The 23,797-nt window shown below is 68.4% G+C and carries 25 protein-coding genes and 3 pseudogenes; 17 read left to right on the top strand and 11 right to left on the bottom strand.

Going from position 1 to position 23,797, the window contains the following annotated elements; genetic code table 11:
- Positions 1–5 precede the first annotated feature (5 nt).
- Positions 6–452: a TetR/AcrR family transcriptional regulator C-terminal domain-containing protein gene (locus IO33_RS0139965; RefSeq protein WP_078964118.1), complete on the top strand. Its 447-nt coding sequence runs from the start codon at positions 6–8 to the stop codon at positions 450–452.
- A 193-nt stretch (positions 453–645) separates the two neighbouring features.
- On the opposite strand, the gene IO33_RS0139955 is transcribed toward IO33_RS0139965, so the two are convergent.
- A complete protein-coding gene (locus tag IO33_RS0139955) occupies positions 646–1,323 on the bottom strand; it encodes a macro domain-containing protein (RefSeq protein WP_031174013.1) in 678 nt (225 codons plus the stop codon).
- 113 nt (positions 1,324–1,436) lie between these two features.
- Between IO33_RS0139955 and IO33_RS0139950 the strand changes: the two genes are divergently transcribed.
- Positions 1,437–3,053: an ADP-ribosyltransferase domain-containing protein gene (locus IO33_RS0139950; RefSeq protein WP_031174012.1), complete on the top strand. Its 1,617-nt coding sequence runs from the start codon at positions 1,437–1,439 to the stop codon at positions 3,051–3,053.
- A 269-nt stretch (positions 3,054–3,322) separates the two neighbouring features.
- Here the strand turns inward: IO33_RS0139950 and IO33_RS0139945 are convergent, their stop codons facing one another.
- The 3 genes from IO33_RS0139945 to IO33_RS0139935 all read right to left on the bottom strand — a co-directional run bounded on the left by IO33_RS0139945 (position 3,323) and on the right by IO33_RS0139935 (position 6,310).
- Positions 3,323–3,856: a GNAT family N-acetyltransferase gene (locus IO33_RS0139945; protein ID WP_245236034.1), complete on the bottom strand. Its 534-nt coding sequence runs from the start codon at positions 3,854–3,856 to the stop codon at positions 3,323–3,325.
- Between the two features lie 25 nt (positions 3,857–3,881).
- The gene (locus IO33_RS0139940; RefSeq protein WP_157858043.1) at positions 3,882–4,478 is read right to left on the bottom strand and encodes an SMI1/KNR4 family protein; all 597 of its coding nucleotides are present in this window, start codon (positions 4,476–4,478) and stop codon (positions 3,882–3,884) included.
- 617 nt (positions 4,479–5,095) lie between these two features.
- The gene (locus IO33_RS0139935; protein WP_031174009.1) at positions 5,096–6,310 is read right to left on the bottom strand and encodes a cytochrome P450; all 1,215 of its coding nucleotides are present in this window, start codon (positions 6,308–6,310) and stop codon (positions 5,096–5,098) included.
- Between the two features lie 674 nt (positions 6,311–6,984).
- Here IO33_RS0139935 and IO33_RS0139925 point away from each other — a divergent pair.
- Positions 6,985–7,329, top strand: coding sequence for a hypothetical protein (locus IO33_RS0139925; protein ID WP_031174007.1), 345 nt, complete (start codon positions 6,985–6,987; stop codon positions 7,327–7,329).
- Positions 7,330–7,601: 272 nt separating this feature from the next.
- On the opposite strand, the gene sigJ is transcribed toward IO33_RS0139925, so the two are convergent.
- Positions 7,602–8,519, bottom strand: coding sequence for an RNA polymerase sigma factor SigJ (gene sigJ, locus IO33_RS0139920; RefSeq protein ID WP_031174006.1), 918 nt, complete (start codon positions 8,517–8,519; stop codon positions 7,602–7,604).
- Positions 8,520–8,609: 90 nt separating this feature from the next.
- On the opposite strand from sigJ, the gene IO33_RS0139915 reads away from it, so the two are divergent.
- Positions 8,610–8,978 carry a hypothetical protein gene (locus tag IO33_RS0139915; protein WP_031174005.1) on the top strand — a complete coding sequence of 123 codons (369 nt, stop codon included), beginning with the start codon at positions 8,610–8,612 and terminating at the stop codon, positions 8,976–8,978.
- Positions 8,979–9,198: 220 nt separating this feature from the next.
- Here the strand turns inward: IO33_RS0139915 and IO33_RS0139910 are convergent, their stop codons facing one another.
- Entirely contained in the window at positions 9,199–9,819 is a 621-nt protein-coding gene (locus tag IO33_RS0139910) for a hypothetical protein (RefSeq protein ID WP_031174004.1), read from the bottom strand.
- A 293-nt stretch (positions 9,820–10,112) separates the two neighbouring features.
- On the opposite strand from IO33_RS0139910, the gene IO33_RS0139905 reads away from it, so the two are divergent.
- Positions 10,113–10,898, top strand: a complete 786-nt coding sequence (locus IO33_RS0139905) for a hypothetical protein (RefSeq protein ID WP_157858042.1) — start codon at positions 10,113–10,115, stop codon at positions 10,896–10,898.
- A gap of 65 nt (positions 10,899–10,963) precedes the next feature.
- Here IO33_RS0139905 and IO33_RS0139900 read toward each other — a convergent pair whose 3' ends face one another.
- Together IO33_RS0139900 and IO33_RS0139895 are read right to left on the bottom strand one after the other, a co-directional pair.
- Entirely contained in the window at positions 10,964–11,296 is a 333-nt protein-coding gene (locus IO33_RS0139900; protein ID WP_051927259.1) for a helix-turn-helix domain-containing protein, read from the bottom strand.
- Between the two features lie 241 nt (positions 11,297–11,537).
- Positions 11,538–11,819, bottom strand: coding sequence for a metal-sensitive transcriptional regulator (locus IO33_RS0139895; protein WP_031174001.1), 282 nt, complete (start codon positions 11,817–11,819; stop codon positions 11,538–11,540).
- 355 nt (positions 11,820–12,174) lie between these two features.
- Here IO33_RS0139895 and IO33_RS0139890 point away from each other — a divergent pair, with 355 nt between their 5' ends.
- The 5 genes and pseudogenes from IO33_RS0139890 to IO33_RS54345 form a co-directional block, all read left to right on the top strand.
- The gene (locus tag IO33_RS0139890) at positions 12,175–13,533 is read left to right on the top strand and encodes a rhodanese-like domain-containing protein (RefSeq protein ID WP_031174000.1); all 1,359 of its coding nucleotides are present in this window, start codon (positions 12,175–12,177) and stop codon (positions 13,531–13,533) included.
- A 44-nt stretch (positions 13,534–13,577) separates the two neighbouring features.
- Positions 13,578–13,943 (top strand): rhodanese-like domain-containing protein, encoded by a 366-nt coding sequence (locus tag IO33_RS0139885; protein ID WP_031173999.1) that lies wholly within the window; start codon positions 13,578–13,580, stop codon positions 13,941–13,943.
- A complete protein-coding gene (locus tag IO33_RS0139880; protein ID WP_031173998.1) occupies positions 13,940–14,683 on the top strand; it encodes a sulfite exporter TauE/SafE family protein in 744 nt (247 codons plus the stop codon). The genes IO33_RS0139885 and IO33_RS0139880 overlap by 4 nt, the downstream gene beginning before the upstream one ends.
- Positions 14,684–14,857: 174 nt before the next feature.
- Positions 14,858–15,463 carry a rhodanese-like domain-containing protein gene (locus tag IO33_RS0139875; protein ID WP_031173997.1) on the top strand — a complete coding sequence of 202 codons (606 nt, stop codon included), beginning with the start codon at positions 14,858–14,860 and terminating at the stop codon, positions 15,461–15,463.
- Positions 15,464–16,084: 621 nt separating this feature from the next.
- Positions 16,085–16,186: pseudogene (locus IO33_RS54345) on the top strand (IS5/IS1182 family transposase); the annotation flags it as partial.
- A 385-nt stretch (positions 16,187–16,571) separates the two neighbouring features.
- Here IO33_RS54345 and IO33_RS46330 read toward each other — a convergent pair.
- Entirely contained in the window at positions 16,572–16,883 is a 312-nt protein-coding gene (locus IO33_RS46330; RefSeq protein ID WP_157858041.1) for a hypothetical protein, read from the bottom strand.
- A 176-nt stretch (positions 16,884–17,059) separates the two neighbouring features.
- Between IO33_RS46330 and IO33_RS46325 the strand changes: the two genes are divergently transcribed.
- Positions 17,060–17,314 (top strand): hypothetical protein, encoded by a 255-nt coding sequence (locus IO33_RS46325; RefSeq protein ID WP_051927257.1) that lies wholly within the window; start codon positions 17,060–17,062, stop codon positions 17,312–17,314.
- A 168-nt stretch (positions 17,315–17,482) separates the two neighbouring features.
- On the opposite strand, the gene IO33_RS0139860 is transcribed toward IO33_RS46325, so the two are convergent.
- Together IO33_RS0139860 and IO33_RS45055 are read right to left on the bottom strand one after the other, a co-directional pair.
- On the bottom strand, positions 17,483–17,770 hold the full coding sequence (locus IO33_RS0139860; protein ID WP_031173995.1) for a hypothetical protein: 288 nt from the start codon (positions 17,768–17,770) through the stop codon (positions 17,483–17,485).
- A gap of 985 nt (positions 17,771–18,755) precedes the next feature.
- A pseudogene (locus tag IO33_RS45055) lies at positions 18,756–19,839 on the bottom strand (IS110 family RNA-guided transposase); the annotation flags it as partial.
- A gap of 310 nt (positions 19,840–20,149) precedes the next feature.
- On the opposite strand from IO33_RS45055, the gene IO33_RS46320 reads away from it, so the two are divergent.
- The 6 genes and pseudogenes from IO33_RS46320 to IO33_RS0139825 all read left to right on the top strand — a co-directional run bounded on the left by IO33_RS46320 (position 20,150) and on the right by IO33_RS0139825 (position 23,695).
- Positions 20,150–21,106, top strand: a complete 957-nt coding sequence (locus tag IO33_RS46320; RefSeq protein WP_051927256.1) for an RNA polymerase sigma factor — start codon at positions 20,150–20,152, stop codon at positions 21,104–21,106.
- Positions 21,107–21,117: 11 nt separating this feature from the next.
- Entirely contained in the window at positions 21,118–21,309 is a 192-nt protein-coding gene (locus IO33_RS0139840) for a hypothetical protein (RefSeq protein WP_157858039.1), read from the top strand.
- A 232-nt stretch (positions 21,310–21,541) separates the two neighbouring features.
- On the top strand, positions 21,542–22,525 hold the full coding sequence (locus IO33_RS0139835) for a DnaB-like helicase C-terminal domain-containing protein (protein WP_031173992.1): 984 nt from the start codon (positions 21,542–21,544) through the stop codon (positions 22,523–22,525).
- Positions 22,526–22,780: 255 nt separating this feature from the next.
- On the top strand, positions 22,781–22,951 hold the full coding sequence (locus IO33_RS0139830; protein ID WP_157858038.1) for a hypothetical protein: 171 nt from the start codon (positions 22,781–22,783) through the stop codon (positions 22,949–22,951).
- A gap of 57 nt (positions 22,952–23,008) precedes the next feature.
- Positions 23,009–23,116 (top strand): annotated as a pseudogene (locus IO33_RS48600) (IS21-like element helper ATPase IstB); the annotation flags it as partial.
- A 51-nt stretch (positions 23,117–23,167) separates the two neighbouring features.
- On the top strand, positions 23,168–23,695 hold the full coding sequence (locus IO33_RS0139825; RefSeq protein WP_051927254.1) for a hypothetical protein: 528 nt from the start codon (positions 23,168–23,170) through the stop codon (positions 23,693–23,695).
- The last annotated feature ends 102 nt before the right edge of the window (positions 23,696–23,797 follow it).

The raw sequence follows: 23,797 nt of genomic DNA, 5'->3' as shown, positions 1-23,797 counted from the left end.
CCCGCATCGAACTGGGTGCTCGGACCCTCTGGGCTCTCTACCGCAAACACCCGTGGCTGGCCGCCTCCCTCACCCGCCCTCTGTTCCTGCCCAACCTGATGGTCCACGGAGAGTGGGTGCTGGGAGCCCTCGACGGCCAGGGACTCGATCCCACCATGCTGTTCGACATCCACGTCCTGCTCTACAGTCATGTCCAGGGCCTGGCTGTGCACCTGGAGATGGAGGCGCACGCCGAAGCGGTCACCGGCCAGTCAGAGGACCAGTGGATGGAAAGCCGCACCCCCGCTCTCCAGGAACTGGTGGAATCCGGCCGCTTCCCGACCTTCACCAAGGTGGTCGGAGCCTTCGAGGACGGCTATGACCTGCGTCTCGACGCCCTCTTCGAATTCGGCCTCAAGGCACTCCTCGACGGTCTCACTTCCCTCGTCGAAGGCCAGGAAGTTGTCACGTAGACATCGCGGGCTTCGAAGGAAGATCTTCCGGGACAGAGCGTGGCGGCTTTCCTGGAGGTTGGCCTGATGATCCGAGTCGCCAACCACACCTCATCCGCCGCCTCCTGTCTCAGCGGCTCGCGTCTCATGTCTCAGCGGTACGAGTAGATGAGGCTCACCCCTCCGGCGGTAGCGGGCGACACACCGCTCATGTTCACCGGCGGGATGACGCCCGGTTGGGCGGCGCTATGCGGACCCGGGTTTCGGTGGGGGCGTTTTCGATGTCGTCGAGTTGGGCGGTGATCGTGTTGCGCAGGTCGTCGTAGTCATCGAAGCAGTAGTCGTTGAACAGTGTGTAGCCCGTCCACATCAGGTTGGCGCACACACGCGCCGGGACCCGGCCGGTCTGGGCGCCCATGCCGACCAGTGCCACCGACTCGATGCTGCCGGGTGCTCCGTTGTTCTGGTGGTGGATCGCCTGGAACGCGGCGGCGCACGCCAGGGCCACGTTGAGGGTCTCGCTCACATTCTGCGAGGACTGCTCCATCGTCGGCGTCGAGATCAGGAACTTCGGGTTGGTCGCCCCGGACGGAACGCACACCGCGCTTCCCACCGGGAGCCTTCCCTCGAACTGGTCGCGGATCGCCCGCTGGACGCGCAGCTGGATTCCCGCGCCGAGGTGCCGCTTGACGACGGCGTCGACCCCGCCGTTCATCAGGCCCCGCGAGTTGGTCGGGCTGACCCAGGCGTCGACGGTCTCATCGAGGATCGACCCCTTGCGGATCTCGATCCCGGGAGTGTCGGCGAACGCCGCCCGCCACGCCTGCACCACCCTGGCGTTGATGTCGGTCAAGACCACCTTGAGCGGCGGCTGCACGCGGTTCACGGTCATCTTCCACACTCCCGTCGGGAAAGGGGCTTTCCAGTGATCACGACGCTACAGGGCACCACTGACAACGCAGTTGGGAGATCGCGTTGTCGTACCCCGCTGCTAGCCTCCCGGCCATGATCAATGCCAACGCCCCAGCCCAGCCCGACCCGAACGACCCGCTCGCGCTCGCCGAACTGTTCAAGGACGGCGGTGAACCGTGGCTCCCGCTGCTGAGGCCGGTCATCGAGGCGCAGCCCGACGCGGCCTCGTTCATCGGCCCGGGCCGGGGCCCGGACGTGGTTCCTGTCCGCGAACTGACCTTCCAGGCGCTCAAGCCCAACCCGCCCCACAAGTGGAAGGTCGTCATCTTCGGTCAGAACCCGTACCCGCGGCCGGAGAGCGCCACCGGTATCGCCATGTTCGACAACACCTTTCACGACTGGAAGGACAGCCAGTTCGGCAGGGTCGTCAGCATCCGCTGCCTCATCAAGGCGGCGGCTATGTGGAAGTACGGCATCCCCAAGAAGACGCCGATCGCCGACGTCCGCGCGCTGCTGAAGAAGCAGGACACCGTCCAGCCGCCGGAATGGTTCCAGGCGATGCTCACGCAGGGCGTGCTGCTGCTGAACGCGGCCCTCACCGCCAGCAGCGACGGACCGAGGGGGGCCGACCCGCACACGGGGTTCTGGCGTCCGGTCGCCGAGCGGATCGTCGAGGAGATACTCAAGGCCAAGCAGAACGCCGACGACGAGGATCGCGGTGTCGTCTTCGCATGGTGGGGGGCCCACGCCCGCAGTCTGAAGCAGGTCGTCCTCCGGCTCCAGAAGAAGTACCCCGAGGTCGAGGTCCGGCACATCGACCATTGCAATCCCGCCGCGCAGGGGGACATCTTCTGCGACGGCGACCACTTCGAAATGGTGAACGACGCCCTCGCGTCGGTGGGCGCCGACGCGGTCGACTGGCTGCCAAGCAGAGGGTGGGACAGGCTCGCGCCGGGTGCCGGCGGGGCGGGCAGCGACGTCGCCGAGCGCATGGGCGCGTTCATCACGTCCACCATGGAGCTGCACCAGCTGTACCTGGAGCGGCTTTCCAGCGTCAAGGACGAGGGCCTCGTCCTTGACGCGATCACCGGCGTGTTCGACACCCCGCTCATGGACTTCCGTGACGCCGTCAGCCCCGTGGCCGAGCTGCTGCGCGGTCTCGACCGGCACGTCCAGCGGTCGCACGATTTCGGCAAGCTGCGGGCGGACGAAGGTACCGGGAGCCTGTCCGCCGACGCCGTCGCCGCCCTGTACCTCTACACCTGCGAGTCCGCGTTCTACCGGGAGATCAACGCCATCCTGCGCAACCCGGACCGGTCGAAGGTCGTCCCGTACCTCCCCTATCTGCGACTCCTGTTCTCAGCGGTGTCGGGGCTTCCCGCCCGCAAGGAGCCGTTGTGGCGCGGAGTGCCGCTGGACCTGCGGGCGCAGTACCCGGTGGGGCGGACCGTGACCTGGTGGGGCGTGTCCTCGTGCACATCCGAGCTCGGCGTGGCACGAGCGTTCCTCGGCAGTCGCGGCAAGCGGACGCTCTTCGAGGTGCAGCCCGCACGGGCCGTCGGCATTCGCAACTTCTCCGCGTTCACGGGCGAGGAGGAGTTCATCCTCCTGCCCGGCACACAGCTTGAGGTGGTGGATGTGAAGACCGAGCGTGGCGGTCTGTGCACCGTGAAGCTGACCGAGTCGGAAGAGCGGCCCCTCGTGTCCTGAGCAGGTGTGAACGTGCCCGGGCCCCCGTCTGGCGGTCGTGCATGCCCTGTTCGTCGGATGACAGAGGGCCACCCGCATCTCGAGCTGACGAGCCGTTTCGGGGTCTTCGTGATCGAGTGGTGTGGTCACGAAGCCTTCCGGCCAGAATCTCGAACACCCGTGGGCGCGGCGGCCCCTGTCGCGAAAGCAGGCGTGCCCCAGCGTACGGGCCCGGCGGACGACACGCTCTAGGCCACTATGTGGACAACCGGGGGGCATCTCCCTCGGGATCAGACCGACCGAGTGGCCCCACGTTCCCGCACGTGCAGATGGCCCTCCAGCGGGCACGGGGGACGAGGTGGGAGGACGGCTTCAAGGGCATAGCCCGTCTTCTCGGCGACCCGGCAGGAGGCCGGGTTGCCCACGTTGTGGATCAGTTCCAGGCGAGCCAGGGCTCCCCCCTCGTCGGTGTCGAAGGCCCAGGTCGTCAGCATCTCGACTGCCCGCGAGGCCAGCCCTAGGCCCCGCGAGCGAGCCCCGGTCCAGTAGCCGATCGCGGCCACGGTGCCCGCGCCACCCGGCCGTTTGAGCACGATGTGACCCGCCGCCTGCCCCTGCGCGACGACCGCGAAGCTGAGCCGCTCCCGGGTCTCCCAGCCCACGCCCTGTGCGGCAATCCAGTGCACCGCGTCTTCCTGGTCGGCTACCCGATGCGAGGTCCAGCGACGCACCTCCTCATCATCGGCCAGCGCCGCCAGCGCCGTGGCGTCACAAGCCTCCCACGGACGCAGCACCAGATCTGCCGAGCTCAGTACCACGGTCACCGCCACCCCCGGCCTCTCGTCCCACTCACCAAGCTATTCGAGTCATGAGGCCGTGCGGTAAGGGCGTCTCGCGGCTCGGCTCCTGGTGCGACACACCGTCACTCCTCGTCGTGGAGCCGGACTTGAACGTCGTGCCGAGGTCGTAGTGCGCGATCCCGAAAGGCTGAAAGTCGGCGTCCGAGAGAACCCTGTAGAGGAATTCCGAGGTGGACATGTCGTACCGGTGCCATCCGCCCACGCCGTGGGCTCGCGCGAGGACCGGGTAGTCGTCGCCGGGCCGCTCGGCGTCGATCAGCCAGAAGTACTCGTCGGCCCATTCGGTGGAGCCCCAGGGGACCAGCCCCTTGCCGCCCGGCGCGTAGATCGCATAAGGCTCGACGGCGGAGACGTCTCCGAACTTGCTGTCCTGGTCGACCGACAGGGAGACCCGCCACTCTGTCAGGAAGTCGAACGCGAGGCCTTCGTCGCGGCCCAGAAAGTAGAGGGAATCACTGAAGACACCGCCGCTGAACACCTCATAGAGCTCCTTGTAGTCCGCCGGCAGCGGAAACCCCAGCTCTCCTTCGATCGCCGCCCAGTCGACGGAGACCCCGAGCGGTTTCCACCCGGTCAGTTCGATCACTCGCTCAACCCACATGCACCGATCTTTTGGCACCGGTCTTCGTTCCGCTGTCTCAGACCCCCTCGTTGCCCACGTCAAGATCGGCACCTATCCCACGCAGCCCACTCCTGACCCGACAGCCGGGTTCACTGGGGCGGATTCAGACGTTCGATGCCCGTGTCCCTCGCAGGCGGCTCGCCCTCCTGCCTACGAGAGGTGCGCGTGGCCGCCTCGCACTCGGGGTTCCGACACGGTCCCCGCCCCCACACCGGAACCCAGACCCCCAGGGTTTTGTGTCGACGCACGACCGCGTCTACGGACTGTCCGCAGTCAGGACAGACGTGACTTCCACCGTCCATTCCTCCAGGTTAAGACCGTGAGAACCTCAGCGCATCGAGTGCTGTGCCGGACGAACATGTCATTGCGGTCGGGTACGCACCGAAGGGCTGAGAGGGGTGCGGCGTCAGGGGTCGAGGGTCCTGGGACGACAGGGAGCGGCTACGCACCCGCCCCCTACGATCGCGTTGCAGCGCGCCGGCACAGCCCACGTGGGCGTTCTCGAATGCCCAGGCGGTCGAGCCCGGAGTCACGCAGCGGAGCGCTGCTGGGCGGGCCGGGGTGGCCGGCCCGCCCGGGATTCACCAGGTGACCGGCAGGCGCAGCGGGAAGCGGCGGATGGTCTTGGTGTCCCATCGGAGGTCGTCGGGGGCGACGTCGAGCCGCAGGTGGGGGAAGCGGGTCAGCAAGCCGTAGACCGCACTCTCCAGCTCCGCCCGCGCGAGTGGTGCGGCGAGGCAGTGGTGTCCTCCCCAACCGAAGGTCATGTTCGGGTGTACCGGCCTTTCGAGGTCGAGCGTGTGCGGGTCGGGGTACACGGACGGGTCGCGGTTGGCGGCCAGATAGGACACGTGCACGTAGTCGCCGGCGCGGATGGTGGTCCCCTCGACCTCCACGTCCTCCAGTGCGATCCGTGGGATGCCCACGCCCTTGCGGAAGGGGATGAACCGCAGCAGCTCCTCCAGCGCGCCGGGGAACCGGTCGGGGTCGCGCAGGAGCGCGGCCCGCTCCTCGGGCCGGATCAGCAGCTGGTAGGTGATGTTGCTGATCTGGCAGGTCGCCGTGTCGTTGCCGCTGAGGATGAGCGTCACGGCCAGGACCGCCAACTCGTCGTCGCTCAGGGGCTCCACTCCCGACGGCATGGGGGCGTTGGCCATCGCGCTGAGCAGGTCCTCGCCTGCGGAGTTCCGCCGCTCCGGGACCATGTCGGCGAAGTACGCACGAAGGCAGGCCTTGGCGTCGGCCGCGTCCTGTCGCGCCTCCGGAGAGGTGGCCAGTAGCCGCATGGTCCACGCGCGCAGTTGCTCGCGGTCGCCCTCAGGAACGGCAAGCAGCTCGCAGATCGTCACGTGGGGCAGCGGGACCGACAGGTGGGCCACCAGATCCACGGGTGGCCCCGCCTCGGCCATCGCCGCAAGCAGCCCGGCCACCACCCGGTCCACGGCCGGCCGCATGTCTGCCACCCGCTCCCGTGTGAACGCCTGGGCTGCCACGTGCCGCACTCGGGTGGCGTGCGGCGGGTCCGTCACGTTGATCGATTCAGGCGACACGATGGGCTCGGGCGTCATCCTCGGATAGTCGCGTCCGATGATCGCCGCCCGGCTGAATCGCGGATCGCACGTCACCTGACGGACTCCGTCGAAGCTGGTGATCAGCCACGCCTCGGTCTCGCCGTAGGGCAATCGGATCCGGCTGACCGGTCCGCGCTGCGCCAACGAAGCCAGCGAGGGGTCGAATTCCAACGCGTGAGCGAAGTCGAAGGGACAGTCGAGAACTGCCGTGTCGTGGATCGACATACAGCCTCCTTCGCGCGCCGCCGGGCGCGTCATTTCCAAGGGTTGGGGTCTTTCCCCTGCCGGCCGTTCAGCGTCGTTGCGGCGGCCGCACGGGGCTGAAGGCGTGGGCTCGGGCAGCCGCGGAAGCCGGGTCATGCGGGCCGGTGTCACCCGGACGTCCCGACGTCCATGCCGAAGACACCGGCGATCCGATCCTCGCCGTCCCCTGCCGGCCTCGTACGGGAGCTGTGACAGTGTCCTCCCGGCTGAAGGCCGACGGGTTTGTGAGGACCGGGCGTTCGTCCGCGCCCCTTCGCGGATATGAGAAGGGGCGCTTGTCCGGTCGGCTCTCCTGCCTGCGCGATGGCCGCTTGGCCCATAAGGATCTCTTCGGGCCGGTCCCGATCCGGGACGCGACCTCGTCCCTGACGCTTGCATCGGAGAGGAAGGCCTAAAGAAGGTCATCGCTCCTAATATGCGATAGGTCGACGATACTCGCAGAACAGGCGCTCCAGGCAACGAACTGGCCCGCGATGGGGCCGTCCGACGATCGGTACGGAGCCGGCCACGGTCCAGAACCCCCATCGACCGGGTCCGCCGCGACCCGCCTCACCCAGGAGAATCCGCACCCACCGGGCCCGCTCCTCGCCCCCTGGGGTCCGTCCGGCGGATCATCGCACCGTAGGCTCCCTGGCATGCACAGCACCTTGGTGGAGCACGCGCGGTGTCTCTACGGAGACGAGTACCGGCCCACGCCGGAGTGCGGTCTCGAGCATCAGGAGCACTACTTCGTCGAGGAGCTGACCTTCGCCGACGCGGACTCGATCCTCGCCATGCTGCGTGAGCTCTGCCCGCACGCGGTCGACGGCCGTCTGCCGGTCTGGGTCCGCAACCTGGCCTATCGGCTGGTGCTCCTGCAGCGGCCGGACGAGCCGGCGCTGATGCGGGAGGCTGCCGAGAACCTGTGGCTGCACGGCCCGGACTGGGACCACATCGCAGCGGACCTGAAAAGTCAGGCGGACGCTCTGGAAGCGGGCTGATCACGGCTTGAGCCAGAGCCGGATCGAGGCCACGGTGATGGTGTCTGACCTGCAAGATCCATCTCGTCGGGGAGGGGGCCGTCGGCTGCCCGGCCTGCAGGTGACCCCCGGCCCCGCGGGCGGCACCACCCCGCCTCCACCATCCAGCTGGCACACCGCACCGGATTGTCCCCGGCCGGAATACCCCTGCCCGACCGCGCCACGTGGCACGGGCCACCTCCCAGGGAAATCCGAAGGCAACCACTTGGCTCTGGTGGTTCAAGGACGGCCGGCTAGCCCTCCCGTGCCCAAGGCCGCAGCTTCTCCGGGTTGCGGACCGCCCAGATCCGGGTGACGAGCCCGTCGGAGACGTCGAACGAGGCCACGGTCACGACGACGCCGGCACGCTGGGCCACCAGCCCCGGCACACCGTTGACCGACCGCTCCAGAAGTTCGAGTCCCGGAGCCTTGTCGGCGATGGCGACCATGTACTGGGCGATGCGCGCGCCACCCTCGACCGGGCGCAGAACGGCGCCGACCATACCGCCGCCGTCGGCGGTCATCACGGCAGCCGGGTTGAGGAGACCGACGAGGGTGGCGATGTCCTTGGTTTCCCATGCTTCTTTGACGCGTCTCACCATGGCGGCCTGGTCGGTCGCCGCCACCGGAGAGCGCTCGGCACTCACCCTTCGTCGGGCGGAGGCCGCCAGCTGCTTGCAGGCCGCCGGGGTCCGGCCGAGAACGTCGGCGATCTCGGCGAACGGGTACCGGAAGACGTCGTGCAGGACGAACGCGACCCGCTCGGCGGGCGTCATCGACTCCAGGACGACGAGCAAGGCCATGGCCACCGATTCGTTCAGCACGATCTGGTCGGCGGGGTCCGCAGGGCCGGTGGGGTCGGTGTCGCCTGCGTGGTCCCACTCGGTGCGGTCGGGCAGCGGCTCGGGCAGCCAGGCGCCGACGTAGCGTTCACGGCGGGCCCGCGCCGAGCCGAGCAGGTCCAGGCAGATGCGGCTGGTCACCGTCGTCAGCCAGGCGCCGGGGGACAGGATCTCCTCCTGGCGGCTTCGCGGCAGCCCGTACCAGCGGGCGTAGGCGTTCTGTACGGCGTCCTCGGCCTCGGTCACCGAACCGAGCAACCGGTAAGCGACGTTGATCAGTTGGCGTCGCTCGCCGACGACCTCATCTGCGCTGGTCTCCACAGTCCCCATGCTTCCGGCCGCCCCCTCGCCTTACCTTTCGCAGGCCCGTGTCGTCGGGCTGGTGAGACCTTATCGAGCAACGGAAAAGGGGACTGTGACATGGCCACTCAGGTGACGGCGAACGCACAACGAGGCTCCTCGTTCCTGCAGATCGCGATCGCCTTGCAGACCCTGACCATCTTCCTTCAAGCCGTTTCCGCCGGACTGCTGCTGACCTCGTCCTACGGGGAGACGCTGCACGGTGTCGGAGCCCGTGTGATGTACGGCGCGTCGATGCTGTACGTGCTCGCGGCCGTGCTGGCGTGGAAGCCGGGCGGTGGCTCGACCCGCCCTGTCTGGCACGCGTCAGGATTTCTCGTACTCGCCTCGGTCCAGGTCGTGCTGGGTATCGCCCACGTCCCGTCGGTCCATCTCCCGCTGGGCGTCCTCATGTTCGGCCTGAGCGTGCTGGCGCTGGCCCGGCGCTGAGGTCCGACGGATCCGGTCGCAATCGACCTGTCCTGCGAGAGGGATCGCGGGACGGATCCGAGGAGGGTGAGCGAGTCGGTCGGATCGCGGTGAGGCCGCGATGAACGCGACCGAGGCGTGGAGGGATCACCACGCCTCGGTCAAGTGCGCCGGGGGAGGGGGGTGCTGCGGCGCGGCACGCGGGTCGCGGTACGTCTCCTTCACGGCCCACGCCATTCGATCACTCGGCCGGTGGAGACGAGTCGCCTGGGTGCCGCTGCCCGCTGAAGCCGCTGATCTCCCCGTGCATCGCCCGAAGCTCGTGTACCGCGGCCTGGAGCTCGTGTACTGCGGCCTGGAGATCGCAGTCCTCGGGAGAGGTCAGGGCGTCCTCCCAGTGAAAGTACATCTGGTCCGACCGGGTCCAGGCGAGAAGGTCGACGATCCGTGTGAACGCCGACGGGGCGTACGGCGGGACCAGATCCTCGTCGTCCAGGTATGCCGTGGTACGCAGCTGGCGCCCCGCCAGCAGCCGCAGCCAGGCCGCCGCGGCGTAGGCCGACTGGGACACGAGGTGCCGCTCCGGGGCCTGGTCCTCGGAGTAGCACAGCCCCACCTCGGCCAACTGCTCGTGCGCCGCGTCGACGTCGGCCGGCTCTCCCGCGGCAGCCTTGCGCAGCTCACGCACCGCGTCCGAGGTCGACAGCACGGGATCATCGCTGAGCTCCTGGTCCTCCCGCTCAACGCGGTCGAGCAAGGGAGCCATCAGGCCGAACAAGCGGGCCAGGCGTTGCCCGGGGTCCAGCCTTCCGGCGACCTCGTCGATGAGTCCCAGCACGTCGTCGTACGTCGTATCCGCCATGCGCGTAGGGGTGGCACACGGCACCGACACTCGGTGGAGGGCCCGACTTGATGCCCCTGATGCGTATGCGCGAGTTCTGGGAGAGGCCGGACACGCTGGCCAGTTGTTGCTCAAAGTAACGGCGTGTTCTCGTGCCGGCTGACATCATCAGCTCTACGTCGCAGCAGCTCTCGATGTGTGGGATGCGGCGAGAGGACTGTCCGCTGGTGTGACGTGCCGGGAGGGAGTTCTGCTTGGCTTGCGCACGCTGATGAGGTCCGGTCTGTCCGCGTAATGTCTTGGGGGCGCCTTCGATGAGTTGGCATCATGCCTGGCTCGCTGATTACGCGTTACCGGCTGCAGTCAGCGCGATCATCGCGTGGGTCGGGCTGGCGCGTGAGTTCTCCGGCAAAGGACGGCTGCTGGGCAGCTGGGCCTCCTGCGGTCTGATGCTGCTCGTGCTGGCGTTGATGGGTGTGGTGGCGGCCGGCGCGGTGGCGCTGCTGCCGCACGCGGCGTCGATTCCTCCGGTGGTCGCGGGTGCTGCGACGGGGGCCACCGCGCTGCCCCGACGCAGACAGGACGAGACCACTCAGCCGTACGCCAAGTTCATGACGCTGGGCATTGCTCTGGCCAGGGAGCGGCTGGTGCAGCGTGTGCATCTTGACGCCTGCGCCTGGTCGGACCGTTTCCTCCACGGAGTGGAAACCTCGGCCCAGCTCCGGGTGTTCGTCCACGACCTCAAGCTGTATCTGCTGGAACGGCATCCACTCGCCGGTGAGGCGAAGACGGTCAACGCCATCTACGCCGAGGTCGAGAGGGCGATCGACGCGGCGCTGGACGTGCAGACACGGATCGACGAGGCATGCCGGCAGGCGGAGCGTGAGCCGGCGGATGATGAACTCATCGCGCGGCGACAGGCGTTCGGCACCGCTCTCGCACAGTGCGGACACCTGCTGCGCTACGCCTACGTTCACGGCCGACGGAGCGAGAACGAAGAACTGCGGGCCCTGCGGGCGAAAGCGACGTCGAACGACGCCTTCCATCATCCGGCGCTGCCACCGCAGCGCCGCTGGTTCGACCGCTGGATGAGCCGCTGAAAGAGGACGGCACAGTGATCCACCGCCGTACGAGAGCTTTGACACACAGGCGCCGGCCCCCACGCTCAGCGGTGGGCGGGCAGCCCGCTGCCCCGGTAGGGCGGTGTGTCTGTGCTGCCGCAGACATCGCCGTCAGCGGATCGGGCCCGGGCACGGAAGGTGATCTGCACGTCGGCATCCAATGCCTCCGCTACGGCGGCGAGCGTGCGGACCGTCAGGTTCGCGTCACCGGACATGATCTGGCTGACGCGCCCCGGGCTGACGCCCATCGACGCCGCCAGATCAGAGCGGGTCTTGCCCAGCCCCGTCAGCAGGCCGGCAAGGGAGGCCGTGGCCTGCCTCGCTATCCGGGCAGCCGCTAAGTTGGTCCGGCTCTCATCACGGGCGAAAATTCCCAAGGGGCACCCCCAACTCACTCAGAAGCAACGCTCGTTGCCACCCCATGAGGATGCCACCTTTAGCTATGACTAAAAACGCGGTTGGTGAAAAAAGTACCCCCCGCGCTGCCCGTATGGGTCGCTGGCCTGCGGCAACACGTCCGTGAGTCGGAGCAAAGTCACTCTGACGGGTCAGCGAGCTCGCCCTCGGCCCTGTACGGCGGCGGCCTGACCCGGGCCCGCCGGGGAGAGCCCGGCGGGCTCAGGCCAGCGAGAGGAAGAGCTTCTCCAGTCGCGCACGCATCTGCTCCCGGTCTTCGCCGGCGGCCAGCTCGGAGTCGCTGAGACACCGCTGCAGGCCGGTGGCGATCACCGCGAAACCCGCCTTGTCCAACGCGCGGGAAGCCGCGGCGAGCTGCGTGACCACGTCCTCGCAGTCCCGCCCCTCCTCGATCATCTTGATCACCCCGGCGATCTGGCCCTGTGCCCGGCGCAGCCGGTTGACCACCGCCTTCAGCTCTTCCGCCGCCATCCCCAGTTCCACGATCCACTCCTCTGGTATACCCCTGTGGGTATCTTACCTGGAGGTCGGCGCCGGCAGGCGGCGAAGAAGCCCACCAGGCGGCCCTCGCCCCCGGCTCCGCCAAGCCACCCCCGGCTCCGGTGAGCGGCTGGTGCCGACCGCGGGACGACCGTTCCGACTCGGCCATTCTGCCCTGCCCCTGCCGGGCCCTGCCCTGTCCCTGTCGGGCCCGAATAGTGCCTCCCGCCAGCCATGACGCGCGCTGCGTCGGTCCAGCCACCCCTTGCTCGCACCCTCGGGGACTGAATACCCCCGGGGGTACCTGTGCTACGGTGGTCATATACCCAGGGGGGTATTGGAAGGAAGGGAGTGCCCGATGTTCTTCGTCGACACCATCGAGCTGGAGGGGCTGGGCAACCGCAGCTACCTGGCCGGTGGCCGGCGCACGGCCGTGGTGGTGGATCCGCCGCGGGACATCGACCAGGTTCTGGTGGCCGCTGCTCGCCAGGGGGTGCGGATAGCGCACGTCGTGGAGACCCACATCCACAACGACTACGTCACCGGCGGTCTGGAACTGGCCCGGGTGACGGGCGCCGCCTACCTGGTGCCCGCCGAAGCGCACGTCGCGTTCCCCCATGTGCCGGTGGCCGACGGCGACGTGGCGGACATCGACGCCGGGCTCACGCTGCGGGCGGTCGCCACCCCGGGGCACACCCCGCATCACACCTCCTACGTGCTGGAGGAGGACGGCCTTCCGGTGGCCGCGTTCACCGGTGGTTCGCTGTTGATCGGCACCGTGGGCCGACCGGATCTGGTCGAACCTCGTCTCACCGAGCCCCTGGCGCGCGCCCAGCACTCCTCGGCGCACCGCCTGGCGGCCGGCCTGCCGGATGAGACACCCGTGCTTCCCACCCACGGCTTCGGCAGCTTCTGCTCATCGGGGCAGGCCGAGGGCGACGCCACAACGATCGGCAGGGAGAAGGCCGCCAACGCGGCGCTCACCATGGACGTGGATTCCTTCGTCACCCGCCTGCTGGCCGAACTCGACGACATCCCCGCCTACTACACGCACATGGGGCCGGCCAACGCCAACGGGCCCGCACCGGTGGACCTGACCCCGCCGGCTCCCGCGGACGCCGAGGAGATCGCCGCCCGGCTGGCGGCCGGCGAGTGGGTGGTCGATCTGCGCAGCCGTATCGCGTTCGCCGAGGGTCATGTCGCCGGATCGTTCAACTTCGAGGCGGACGGCAAGATCGCCACCTACCTGGCCTGGATGATTCCGTGGGGCAAGCCGGTCACGCTGCTGGCCGAGTCCTCCGAACAGCTGGCCTTCGCTCAGCGGGAGTTGGTCCGAGTCGGCATCGACCGCCCCGCGGCCGCCGCCACCGGTACGCCGGACCGGTGGGTAGCGGAGGGCAGCCGGCCGGTGTCCTTCCCGCGGTCCACGTTCGCCGGGCTGGCCGAACGAGGCACGGACGGCGTCGTCGTACTCGACGTACGACGGGCCTCCGAGCGGGCCGCCGGGTACATCGAGGGTTCCGTGCACATCCCGGTCCACGAGCTGCACCAGCGGATCGGCGAGGTGCCGGCGGGCCCGGTGTGGGTGCACTGCGCCGGCGGGATGCGGGCGGGGATCGCCGCCTCGCTGCTCGATGCCGCGGGCCGTGACGTGGTGGCCGTGGACGACGGGTTCGGCGCCGCGGCCGAAGCCGGGCTGAACGTGGTCACCGGCTGAGCAGCCGGACACCCTTGTCCTTGGAGCTCACGAGAGGTTGCGTGATGTCCCTTTTCCTCCGCGGTGAAGACCGCGTCACCGTCGACGAGGCCCTTCGGTGTACGGGCGGCGTGGATGCCCCGGCCGTCCTGCTGGACGTGCGGGAGGAGCCCGAATGGAACGCCGGGCATGCGCCCGGTGCCCTGCACGTGCCGCTGTCTCTCCTGGCCGCGGGGGCGGCCCTGCCGGCCACGGTCCAGGGCCGGCCGGTGGTGGTGATGTGCCGCAGTGGTGGCCGCTCGCGGCAGGCCGTCGCCCTGCTGACCGCGCGCGGCGTCGAGGCCGCAGACGTCGAGGGCGGCATTCGGGCGTGGGCCGCCGCCGGGCACCCGGTGGTCGACGCACGCGGGAACGGCGGCTCCATAGCATGACCGGTCTGGTTCTCGCGCTCGTCGCAGGTGCAGTCGTCGGCCTCGCCCTGGGCGGCCTCGGCGGTGGTGGCAGTGTCCTGGCGGTGCCCGCCCTGATCTACCTGCTGGGCCTCACCCCGGCGGAAGCGACCACGGCGAGTCTGATCATCGTCACCTGTACGTCGGTCACGGCCCTGACCGTCCACGCCCGGGATGGCAACGTGGCGTGGCGGACCGGGCTGCTGTTCGCCGCCGCGGGCGTCGCGCCGGCGTTGCTCGCCGGTGCGGCCGCCGACCACCTGCCGCAGAGCGTGCTCACCGCGGCCTTCGCCGTCATCGCGGCACTGGCGGCCTCGCGGATGCTGGGCCCCGGACGCACCGAGCCCTCCGGCCACATCCACGCCGGCAAGGCCGGCGCCGCCGGAGCCGGACTCGGCGCGGTGACCGGCTTCCTGGGCGTGGGCGGCGGCTTCCTCGCCGTACCGGCCCTGGTGGGCGTCCTCGGTCTGGCCATGCGCACCGCCGTCGGCACCAGCCTTCTGGTCATCACGATCAACTCGCTGGCCGCACTCGCCGCTCGCGCCGGCGCCGGAGCGCACCTGGACTGGACGGTGATCGCGCCCTTCACCGGGGCGGCGATCCTGGGAGCCTGGGACGGCAAACGCCTGTCGAAGAAGGTCCGGGGCAGGACGCTGCAGAGGGTCTTCGCCTGGCTCCTGCTCACCGTGGCCGCTTTCATGCTCGCCGACGTACTCGTATGAGCACGTCGAGCCGACAGGCCGGGGTCAGGCGCGCCCCCGCCCGCGGCGAGCCGTACGGCCCTCACCGGTATCCGGCACCGTCAGGCCACAGACCCGACCGCATACGTCCACACCCGACGAGGAACCCAGCCTGCCCGCTCCGGGCAGCACCTACCGACCAGGAAGACCCCTCTCATGACCGCCCCCACCATCCTCGATCCTCACCAGGCCCGCTCCCGCATCCACGAGCTGACTGTCGTGGATGTCCGCACGCCTGGCGAATACGCGGGCGGACACCTGCCCGGCGCGTTCAACATCCCGCTCGGCCGGCTCGACCGGGCCCTGGCTGACCTGCGTTCCGTCGCCGGGTACGGGGACATCCTCGTGGTCTGCGCCTCCGGGGTCCGCTCGGCGACCGCATGCCGAGTCCTCGCCGAGAACGGCGTCACCGCCGCCACCCTTGCCGGGGGTACCAGCGCCTGGGCAGCCCAGGGCTACGCCCTGCACCGGCCCGAGGGAACCACGACGGCGACCTGGAGCATGGAACGCCAGGTCCGGTTCACCGCCGGGTCGGTCGTTGTGCTGGGTCTCCTGCTCGGCCTGCTCGTCCACCCGGCGTTCCAGTTGCTGTCCGCCGGTGTCGCCGGTGGCTTGGTCTTCTCTGCCCTGACCGACACGTGCGGCATGGCGGCCGTACTCGCCAGGCTGCCCCACAACCGGCCCCGCCCGGCCGACCTGGACGCCACACTCGCCCGGTTGCGCGGTATGCGGCGGGTGCGCCTCGACGAAGAGCAGTCCTGACGCGTACGGGGGAGCGTCACAGGCGTCCGCCGGCTGATGGGTGCGGGTGGCTGGGTGGCGTGGGCCATGTGTCGGGTGTGGTTTTTGGAGAGCGTCGGTTTCGGCTGTGTGCCGAGGGCGCTGGGGGTCGACGAGGAGGGTTGTGAAGTCTTCGCCTTCGTCGAAGGTGAGTCCGGGCCGTGGGGTGGGGCGAAGGTCATGGACCGTCATGGCCTGTGGAGCTTGGCCGGGTGGTTGCGTGACTGTCATGGCGCCTGCCGGGGTTTTTGCCTTGGCTGGGCGTGGTCTGGGTCGCCGGCGCGGGTAGCCCGGGTGGTGGCGAGGTCGTCTGTCACGGGGATTTCGGCGCCTGGAACGTCGTGTAGCGGGACGGCCGGCTGGTGGGGGGCATCTCATTGAGCTTCTTCGAGTTGGCCACCGATCGGGTGACGGGCCGTGAAGCGCAACGAGCGAGGCCCCCGGGCTGTTGATCGAGATGTCTGACGTCTCAACCACGTTGCTCGGGGGCCTCGTTGGTCATCCATCCTGCCGCACTCGACCTGCCCCATGCGCTCGTGGAGTGAGTCTCAATGATGGTGTCAAGCCGATTGGGTGACTGGTGGAGTGGGCGTGAAGTGCCTCAAGGGCTACGACTACCGGTACCTGCGGCAATGGCTCGCTTCCCGCGGCATCCGGCACCGTCTCGCCCGCAAAGGCATCGACTCATCACGACGCCTGGGCCGACGCCTCGCAGCCGCCGACGTCTCGGTCATCCTCGACATCACCGCGGAAGTGCCACACGTCTTCCAGGGCTTCGCGCCGATCCTGGACGAGGGCGCATGGGCGCTCGACCGCGCGGGCCAGTTCGTCCGAACCGCACTGAAACAACCGGCACGCGATCTTCCGCCCGACTGATCCCCGTCATGAGAACTTCCGCCGGCCACATGTCGTCCTTCACCAGCTCCTTCGCCGCCAGCCACTGCGCCGGCGCCATCCCCTCCATCCGTCCAGAACACACACACTTCGGGCACGCCCGGAAAACGTCTGTAACAACTTGAGGTGTGCGTGCAACCAATCCGGCATGTGGACGGTCTTCTGCACGCCCGGACTCCGTGAGTGGGGATCCGGCTCATCGTTCCTGGAGAACCATGCACATCCGTACGGCCGTGGTCGCCACCGTCGGCAGCCTGGCGCTGCTCCCCCTTCTCGCGCCCACCGCGCAGGCGGACGACCACAAGGGTGACATCGTCTTCACCTCGGTGGCGTTCAGCAAGACCACCGTCAACGTCGGCATCAGCGAGCCGCAGAAGCTGACGGTCACAGCCACCGCCAAGGACAGCTCCGGCATCAGGATGATGGTCGGCCTCAAGTTGGTGAGCTCCGACAGCCGCATCCAGTACGCGAAGTCGTACACATGCACGCGCCCCACCTCGACGACCATGAAGTGCACCTGGTCGTACAGCCTGGAGCCCGACCGCACCGACTACGCCGACCTCCGCAACAGCTCGGCCGGCACCTGGCACCTCGATCTGGAGGCCTCTGCCTACGACGGCGACTACTACACGCTGGACAGCAGCGCCACGATGCGAACCGGTCACCAAGGGCAAAACGCTGACGGTGACCGGCACCCTGACCCGAGCCGACTGGAACACCAACACCTACACCGGCTTCGCCGCCCAGAAGGTTGCCCTGCAGTTCAAGAAGTCCGGTGCCTCGACGTACACCACGGTCAAGACGGTGGCCACCGACAGTGCGGGCAAGCTGAAGACGACGGCCACTGCGAACACCTCCGGCACCTGGCGCTGGCACTTCGCGGGAACGGGCACGACCAGCTCGGCGATGGCGGCAGGGGACGGGGTCGCGCTGAGGTAGGGGCTCTTCCGGTCACGGTCTGCGCCGCGCAGGCGGCAAGCGAGCACCCCCGCACGGTACAAAGGCGGCCTGAGCGGGGGTGTCGTGCGTTGCACCTCGATCCCATGCGCGCGGAGGCCGACAGTGCCATCGAGGCCGAAATCAGTGCCCACTTCCATGGTCGGCGCTTCATGGCCCCTTCTTCGTACTGGAGGCGGCCTCGCGGAACAGCTCGGCGAGAGTATGCAGTTGGTGCTGGCGTGCCCGCTCGGCGTTGCGCCTCGCTCGTCGTGCGTCAGTGATGTGTGTCAATGTTCCGCCAAGGCCGGCGGCGAACCACAGCGAGGCGTGGATGAAGGCGTGCTGGTATGCGCGGTGGATTCCGATGGCACAGGCGCCGAGAAATATCAAACGCTCAGACCACCGGCTCATGGCATCGGCATTCCGCTTGAACCACCGTTCCCGCAACTCCCCCACCTCCTTCACTGGCCCTCTGGCAATCGATTACGCCGGGCCCATCCGGGGCGACACTCCGTAACTGGTCGTCTGGGCAAATATCCGAGGCCACGTACGCGATCGGTGGGGCCGCAGCAGGCAGAGGATATCCGAGGGCGGCACAGCGACTTTTGCCGGAGTTTCAATGACCAGTCAAGCGCCGCTGCCTGGGGCTTGGAGCACTAGTGGCGAGTAGCCCGGACGCCTAAGCTCATGATGAGTCGGTCAGACTGATTGTGATTGAGCGAGGGTGCGCATGAACACGGGGAGCGCTTGTCGGCTTGGATGGCGTGACGCGCAGCGAGGGAGGGCGCGCCAAGTCGGACTGCACCTCGGCGCCATGCATCTGAGTGGTGTGATCTTGCTGTGCAGCTTCTTGGTGCCTCCGGCCTGGGCTCTCGATGCTTACGGCGCGGCACCAGCGAGTGATCCATCAGCAGATGTGCCCCCTTTTGTGATCCTTGCCTCAATACTGCTCGCCTGTGTGGGTTTCCATGTGCTTGTGCAGATTCCATCGGGGCTTCTGGGTACCTGGCTGGGCCGGAAGCACAGCGGCTTGATTAGTTATGCCTTGGCGCTGGTTGTTGCAGGAGTACTCACCGCGCTGGCTTTGCGGGTGGGCCTGCACTTGGGGGATGTATCACTATGGGCTGACTTCATGGTGCGCGGCTCGGTCGGGCTGGCGGGTTACGCATGGGTGATTCGGCGCCGGGTTCGGCCTGCGTGACACCGCTCGGGACGTCGACGACGTGAGGTCGGCGTAGCGACTTTGGCCGGGAGTTTCAATGACCGAGTCAAGGCTGTGGCCGCCCTTCACTCGTGAGGGCGGCAGCTTGTCCCGGGGGTCGTCTGTGCCTCAGCCGACGAAAGCCAGCCACGACGGCGGGCGCGCCGACCGATCAGGTGCGCGTGTGTCTCGCCGCAGCCCCGCCGGCCTCAGCCACGCTGCCCGCTTTGCGGGCCTTGCTCAAGCCGTCTGCGTGATGGGCGGGGTGGGGGTGAAGGCCCGTTCGTCGCGTAGAAGAGCCCACAACACACTGGTGCGGCGGCGTGCGAGGGCGATCACGGCCTGGACGTGTTTGCAGCCCTCATCGCGTTTCTTGAGGTAGTAGTCGCGGTTGGGGCCGTCGCGGATGATGCGGGTCTGTGCGGAGAGGTAGAAGACTCTGCGCAGGCGGCGGCTGTAGCGCTCGGGGCGGTGCAGATTGCCGGTGCGGCGGCCGGAGCCACCGGGGACGGGGACCAGTCCAGCGGCCGAGGCGAGGTGGCCGGCGTCGTCGTAGGCGGGCATGTCGCCCGCGGCGACGACGGACTCGGCTCCGAGGATGGGGCCCATGCCGGGCAGGGACTCGATGATCTCGGCCTGTGGGTGGGTGTGGAAGGTGTCGCGGATCTGCCGGTCGATGCGCTTGAGTCGGTCGTCCAGGGTCAGGATCTGAGTGGCCAGGTCGGCGACAATCTGTGCGGCGGTGTCCTCGCCGGGCAGCGCGGTCTGCTGCTGGGCCTGGGCGGCTTCCATGGCCGTGGCGGCCACGCTGTCCGCGTCGCGGACGCCTCGAATTGATCAGCCAAGAGGTCAGGCGGGCCTGGCCGCGTCGGCGCAGGGCGGCCGGGGTCTGGTAGCCGGTCAGCAGCACCAGTGCGCCCTTGCGGGCGGAGTAGTCGAAGGCTCGTTCCAGGGCGGGGAACATGCCGGTGAGCACGTCTCGCAGCCGGTTGACCGTCCGCACTCGGTCGGTGAGCAGGTCGGTGCGGTGAGCGGTCAGGAGCGCGAGGTCGGCGGCCAGCTGCGCGGGAACGTCGATGGTGGCGAAGTCCCGGCGTGGCGGGCGGTTTTGGCGATGACGTAGGCGTCGCGGGCATCCGCCTTGGCCTCGCCCCGGTAGGCGCCGGCCATGCGGTTGACCGTCCGCCCGGGCACGTAGACAGGATGCTGCCAGCAGCGCCAGCAGCAGTGCGGAGGTCCTGCTGGAGATGTCCACCGCCCAGTGCGCCTCTTCGGCCAGGTCCAGGATCTCGCCGAGTGTGGTCAGGATCGCCGACTCGTCATTTTCCCCGTCCCCGTGGGTGCCGCACCGGGGGGCGAGGGCGATGCCGGGATCCGTGGACCCGCCCCCGTCACCGCGTTCAGGGCGTGCACCTTGCCGTCGTCGCTGCCGATGTACACCACTCCGTCAACCACCGCAGGCGACGACACGACCCGCTCGTGGGCGGCGAATGCTCACTTCTTGGCACCGGTGGCAGGCGCCTGCTCAGTGCTGGTGTATGGGTCGGGGCGGCGCAGCTCGCCGCCCAGTACCGGCGGGGGGAGACCGCGAGTCGGCGGAGTGGCGCCGGTTACGAGCGTCCGGGGGAGGCCCGGTGAGTGGTCAGCAGCCCGACCCGTGGGCGGATCAGGCGGTGCGCGATGACCTGGCCGCTGTACTGCCGACCACATTCGTCGCGTTCTACAGCAGGCAGCACAAGGCGTATCTGCGGTACGCGCATGTGCAGCTGGACAGTCGTGAGGGGGCCGAGCAGGTCGTCGAAGATGTCTTCGTTCAGCTGGCGCGAGCGTGGACGCATGTGCTGCAGCAGCCCAATGTCGATGCGTACGCCTGGGCTGCTCTGAAAGAGGAAGTCGTCCGCCGTCTGGAGATACAGGGACGGACCTTGGCGTTGGTGGAGACCGCCGCGTTCGTCGCCGTTCGCCATGCCTCCCGGTCCAGGTTCACCGTTCTGGAGTCCAAGCTGGGGCTGTACGCAGCAATCGCCCGGCTGCCGGAGCGTCAGTACGACGTGATTCTGCTGTGTTTCGTGCTCGGCCACCCCATGCGGCGGGTGGCGGAGCTGATGGGCATCTCCTACGGGACGGTCCGAAGCCACCTCCTGGCCGACGAGTACGAAGACTTCGACGAGCGCACCGCGCTGGACCGGATCGCCCGTCGCGTGGTGTGGGACAGCGCCACCGACCTCGAAGACCGTGCCCGATGGATCCGTACAGCCAACGGCGCGGCCGGCCGCGTCTCGGACGGCATTCGCTGTGCTGTGCCGGCAGCCCTGCATGAGCGGGCCGCACACGAACTGCAGGCCTTGTGCTCGCATGTCGTCCGCGATCCGGCTGCGATCGCCGCGATGGCCCTGCTGGTCGACGACCGGGCCACCATCGAACCCGGCGGCGCTCTGGCTTGCACCACCTGCAGCACAGCGAACTCCGCGATGCCGGGCTCTGGTACGGCCAGACGCGGGAGTTGCGCCGACTGGACGAGAACCCGATGTTGCAGCTCACGCCGTCGCAGCAGGGGGACAACGGGTGGCCGTGGTCGCCAAGGACCGTGACCTTCCTGGCTGTGTACGAAGTTGACGACTTGGCAGCGGACCTCGATGACGCCGGCACGCCGCTGCTGGTGCCGCTGTCCGACTCTCTTGCCGAGGCCGTACGGCGGCTGGAGGTCGACAGTGATGTCGACTACGGCACCATTCCCAAGCCGGATCCCGATCTAGCAGCGGAACTGGAGGACTGCGTCGTCTCAGGAACCTGACGAGCGCACGCGTCAGCGTGGCGGACCCAGAGAGAGGGCGTTGCTTCGCTACGCTGCTGTGCGATGGCCGCTGCTGCTTCGGCCGTGTGAGCCTCTGAACGGTCCCGTGGACCGCCAGGGGCGTTGAACCCCAGGTGCCTGCGCATCAATGCCAGCGTTTCCCGGCATGGTCACTCGTTGAGCGACGGCGCGTACGGGACCACGGGCCTGACGCGTCGGAACGGAAAATATTGTGGTCCGCAACCACGCCCGCAAGGCCGATGCCCGCCGCAGCACTCAGTCCGGCGAGGGCAGCCACCGGCACACTGTGAAGCAGCAGGTGCCCAAGCCCCGGGGCCTGACCGGCCTAACGGCCCTCGACGAACTCCTTGGTGGCGGGCTGCGTCCTGGACGGGTCGCCGTGGTCGCTGCCCGTACCGCAATGGGCAAGTCCATGCTCACCCTGACCGTGGCCCGTAACTGTGCGTTCCGGCAGGGGCGTCCCGCTCTGTTCGCTTCCCTGGAGATGTCGAACGAGGGGCTCTTCGAGCAGACGCTCGCCGCGGAGACCGGTGTCCTTACCGAAAGGATCCGTCGCCGGACGCTGGATCCCTCTGACCGCGGCCTCATTCACGCCTTTGCAGACGCCGCCAGAAAGGCGCAGTTGAGTTTCGGCGGCGAAGGCAGCACGCCTAGCGTCGCCGAGATCGAGCGGCAGTGCGCAACCGTAGTGGGTCGGGACGGCCATCTGGACTTGCTGGTCGTCGACTATCTCGGCCTGATGGACGGTGCGTTGCAGCAGCGTGTGTCGGGGGACCGGAGGAAGGAGATCGCGCATGTGGTGGCAGACCTCCAGGAGTTGGCGACCCGATTGAAGGCCGCCGTGGTGATCGTGGAACAGCTCACAAGGGCGCCGGAACTCCGGGACGATCACCGGCCCCGGCTCAGCGACCTCTGCCACGGTGAGGCCCTGCTCAGCCACGCGGAGACGGTCATCCTGCTGCACCGACCCGCCTATTACGACCCGCGGCACCGCGCGGGCCGCTACGACCGCTCACCCGACCCCGAGCTGTACCCGGCGGACCTCTTCCCGCGGTACGGGCTGCCCGAGCCAGCCGTGCAGCGCGCCGAACTCGTCGTGCCGTACAACAGGCATGGCCGGACTGGGATCGTCGAGGTGGGTGTGGAACTCGCTCGCGCCCACTTCTTCGACCTGGTGTCCGAGCCCGTTGGCTGACGTCGGCTCCTTCCCGACGCAGCCCAGAGGTCGGCCGCTCGTGTCGGAGGTCTTCGAGCACGCCGGGTAGCCGTACGCATTAATGCACGCGCCTGCAGCAAGCAAGGTCCAAGTGCCGCGGGCCGAGGTGGCGCGTGCATTGGCTGCGATACCGGAGGAGGAAGGACTGTTCATGCCGGCCCCGATCTGCCGCCGCCAGCCGCTCCGATGACGGTTGATGCGCTCTTGAACCGGTGGCTTACCGGTGCCCAGAAGGTGGAGCTCGTTTCCGGCGTGCTGATCTTCACGGGCCATTTCGATGAGCGTGATCTCGCTACGGCACGGCGTACCTATCCCGGCCGGCGGCCCGTGCTAAACGCCGACGGCGGGCTGGAGATCAACCCCGGCGGTGCGGGTGAGCCGACGCCGCTCGTGACCGGCCTGTGACCCCCTGGTGCCTGATCTGTCCGAGGTAGCCGCAGAATCGGCGCCGCTCCGAGCGAGGCCATTGTCGACCGCCTCACCTTCAACGGCACCATCATCGAGACCGGAACCGACTCCTATCGCCTCGCCAGCACCCGAGCCCGAACCGAACAACCTAAAGCGGGCTGACCCCCTGAAACCGCTGGACTGCTGGTCAGGGCACCTGTCAGGCTCCGCCTCGTGGAGATTCTCGATGTCCTGACCAGCATGGCGAAGACAGGTCGGCTGGGCCCGGTGTTCAGCGGAGCCGACTGGAAGGATGTGACCGCAGCACTCGGCGAGCCCTGGGACATCGGAACAATGAGCCGGAACAGAAAGTGGCCGCGGCTCTTCGCCTACGGAGACCTTGAGCTGAGTGTCTGCCGCTGCCGCAAGGTCTCCCTCATCTGCGTCCAGACCTGGCGTGACGTCGTCGAACTCCCTCCGTCGGTTGTCGGGGGGACGGGCACCTTCCCGGCAGGGCTCAAGCACGCTGACGTCGTTTCCGCCCTGGACCGGGCCGGCTGTTCCTGGGAGCCGCATGCTCCGCTGACCTTCGGCAACCAGTGCTCGCTCACGGTGATCGCGTCAGGAGCGAACTTCACCTTCGAGGTCCCCGAGGGCGAGGAACCCGTGCTGAACGTCATGGGCCTGCCCGGCGACGGACACGACTGCTCCGCACAGACCGCAGCCGAGATCACTGACGCGAAGCGCCGTCAAAACTCATGAAGACTTAGACCGTGTCCTACATGGCAGTTGGTCGTTGGGCTGCGTATGGGGCGGGGTACGTGGAGTTGGATTGTTCCGGACGGCTTGTGGGAGATCGCCAAG

Origin of the sequence: Streptomyces durhamensis (genome assembly GCF_000725475.1) — a bacterium.
Lineage (GTDB): Bacteria > Actinomycetota > Actinomycetes > Streptomycetales > Streptomycetaceae > Streptomyces > Streptomyces filipinensis.
The sequence above is the reverse complement of the archived record's forward strand: the minus strand, read 5'-3'. Positions and strand labels throughout refer to the sequence as shown.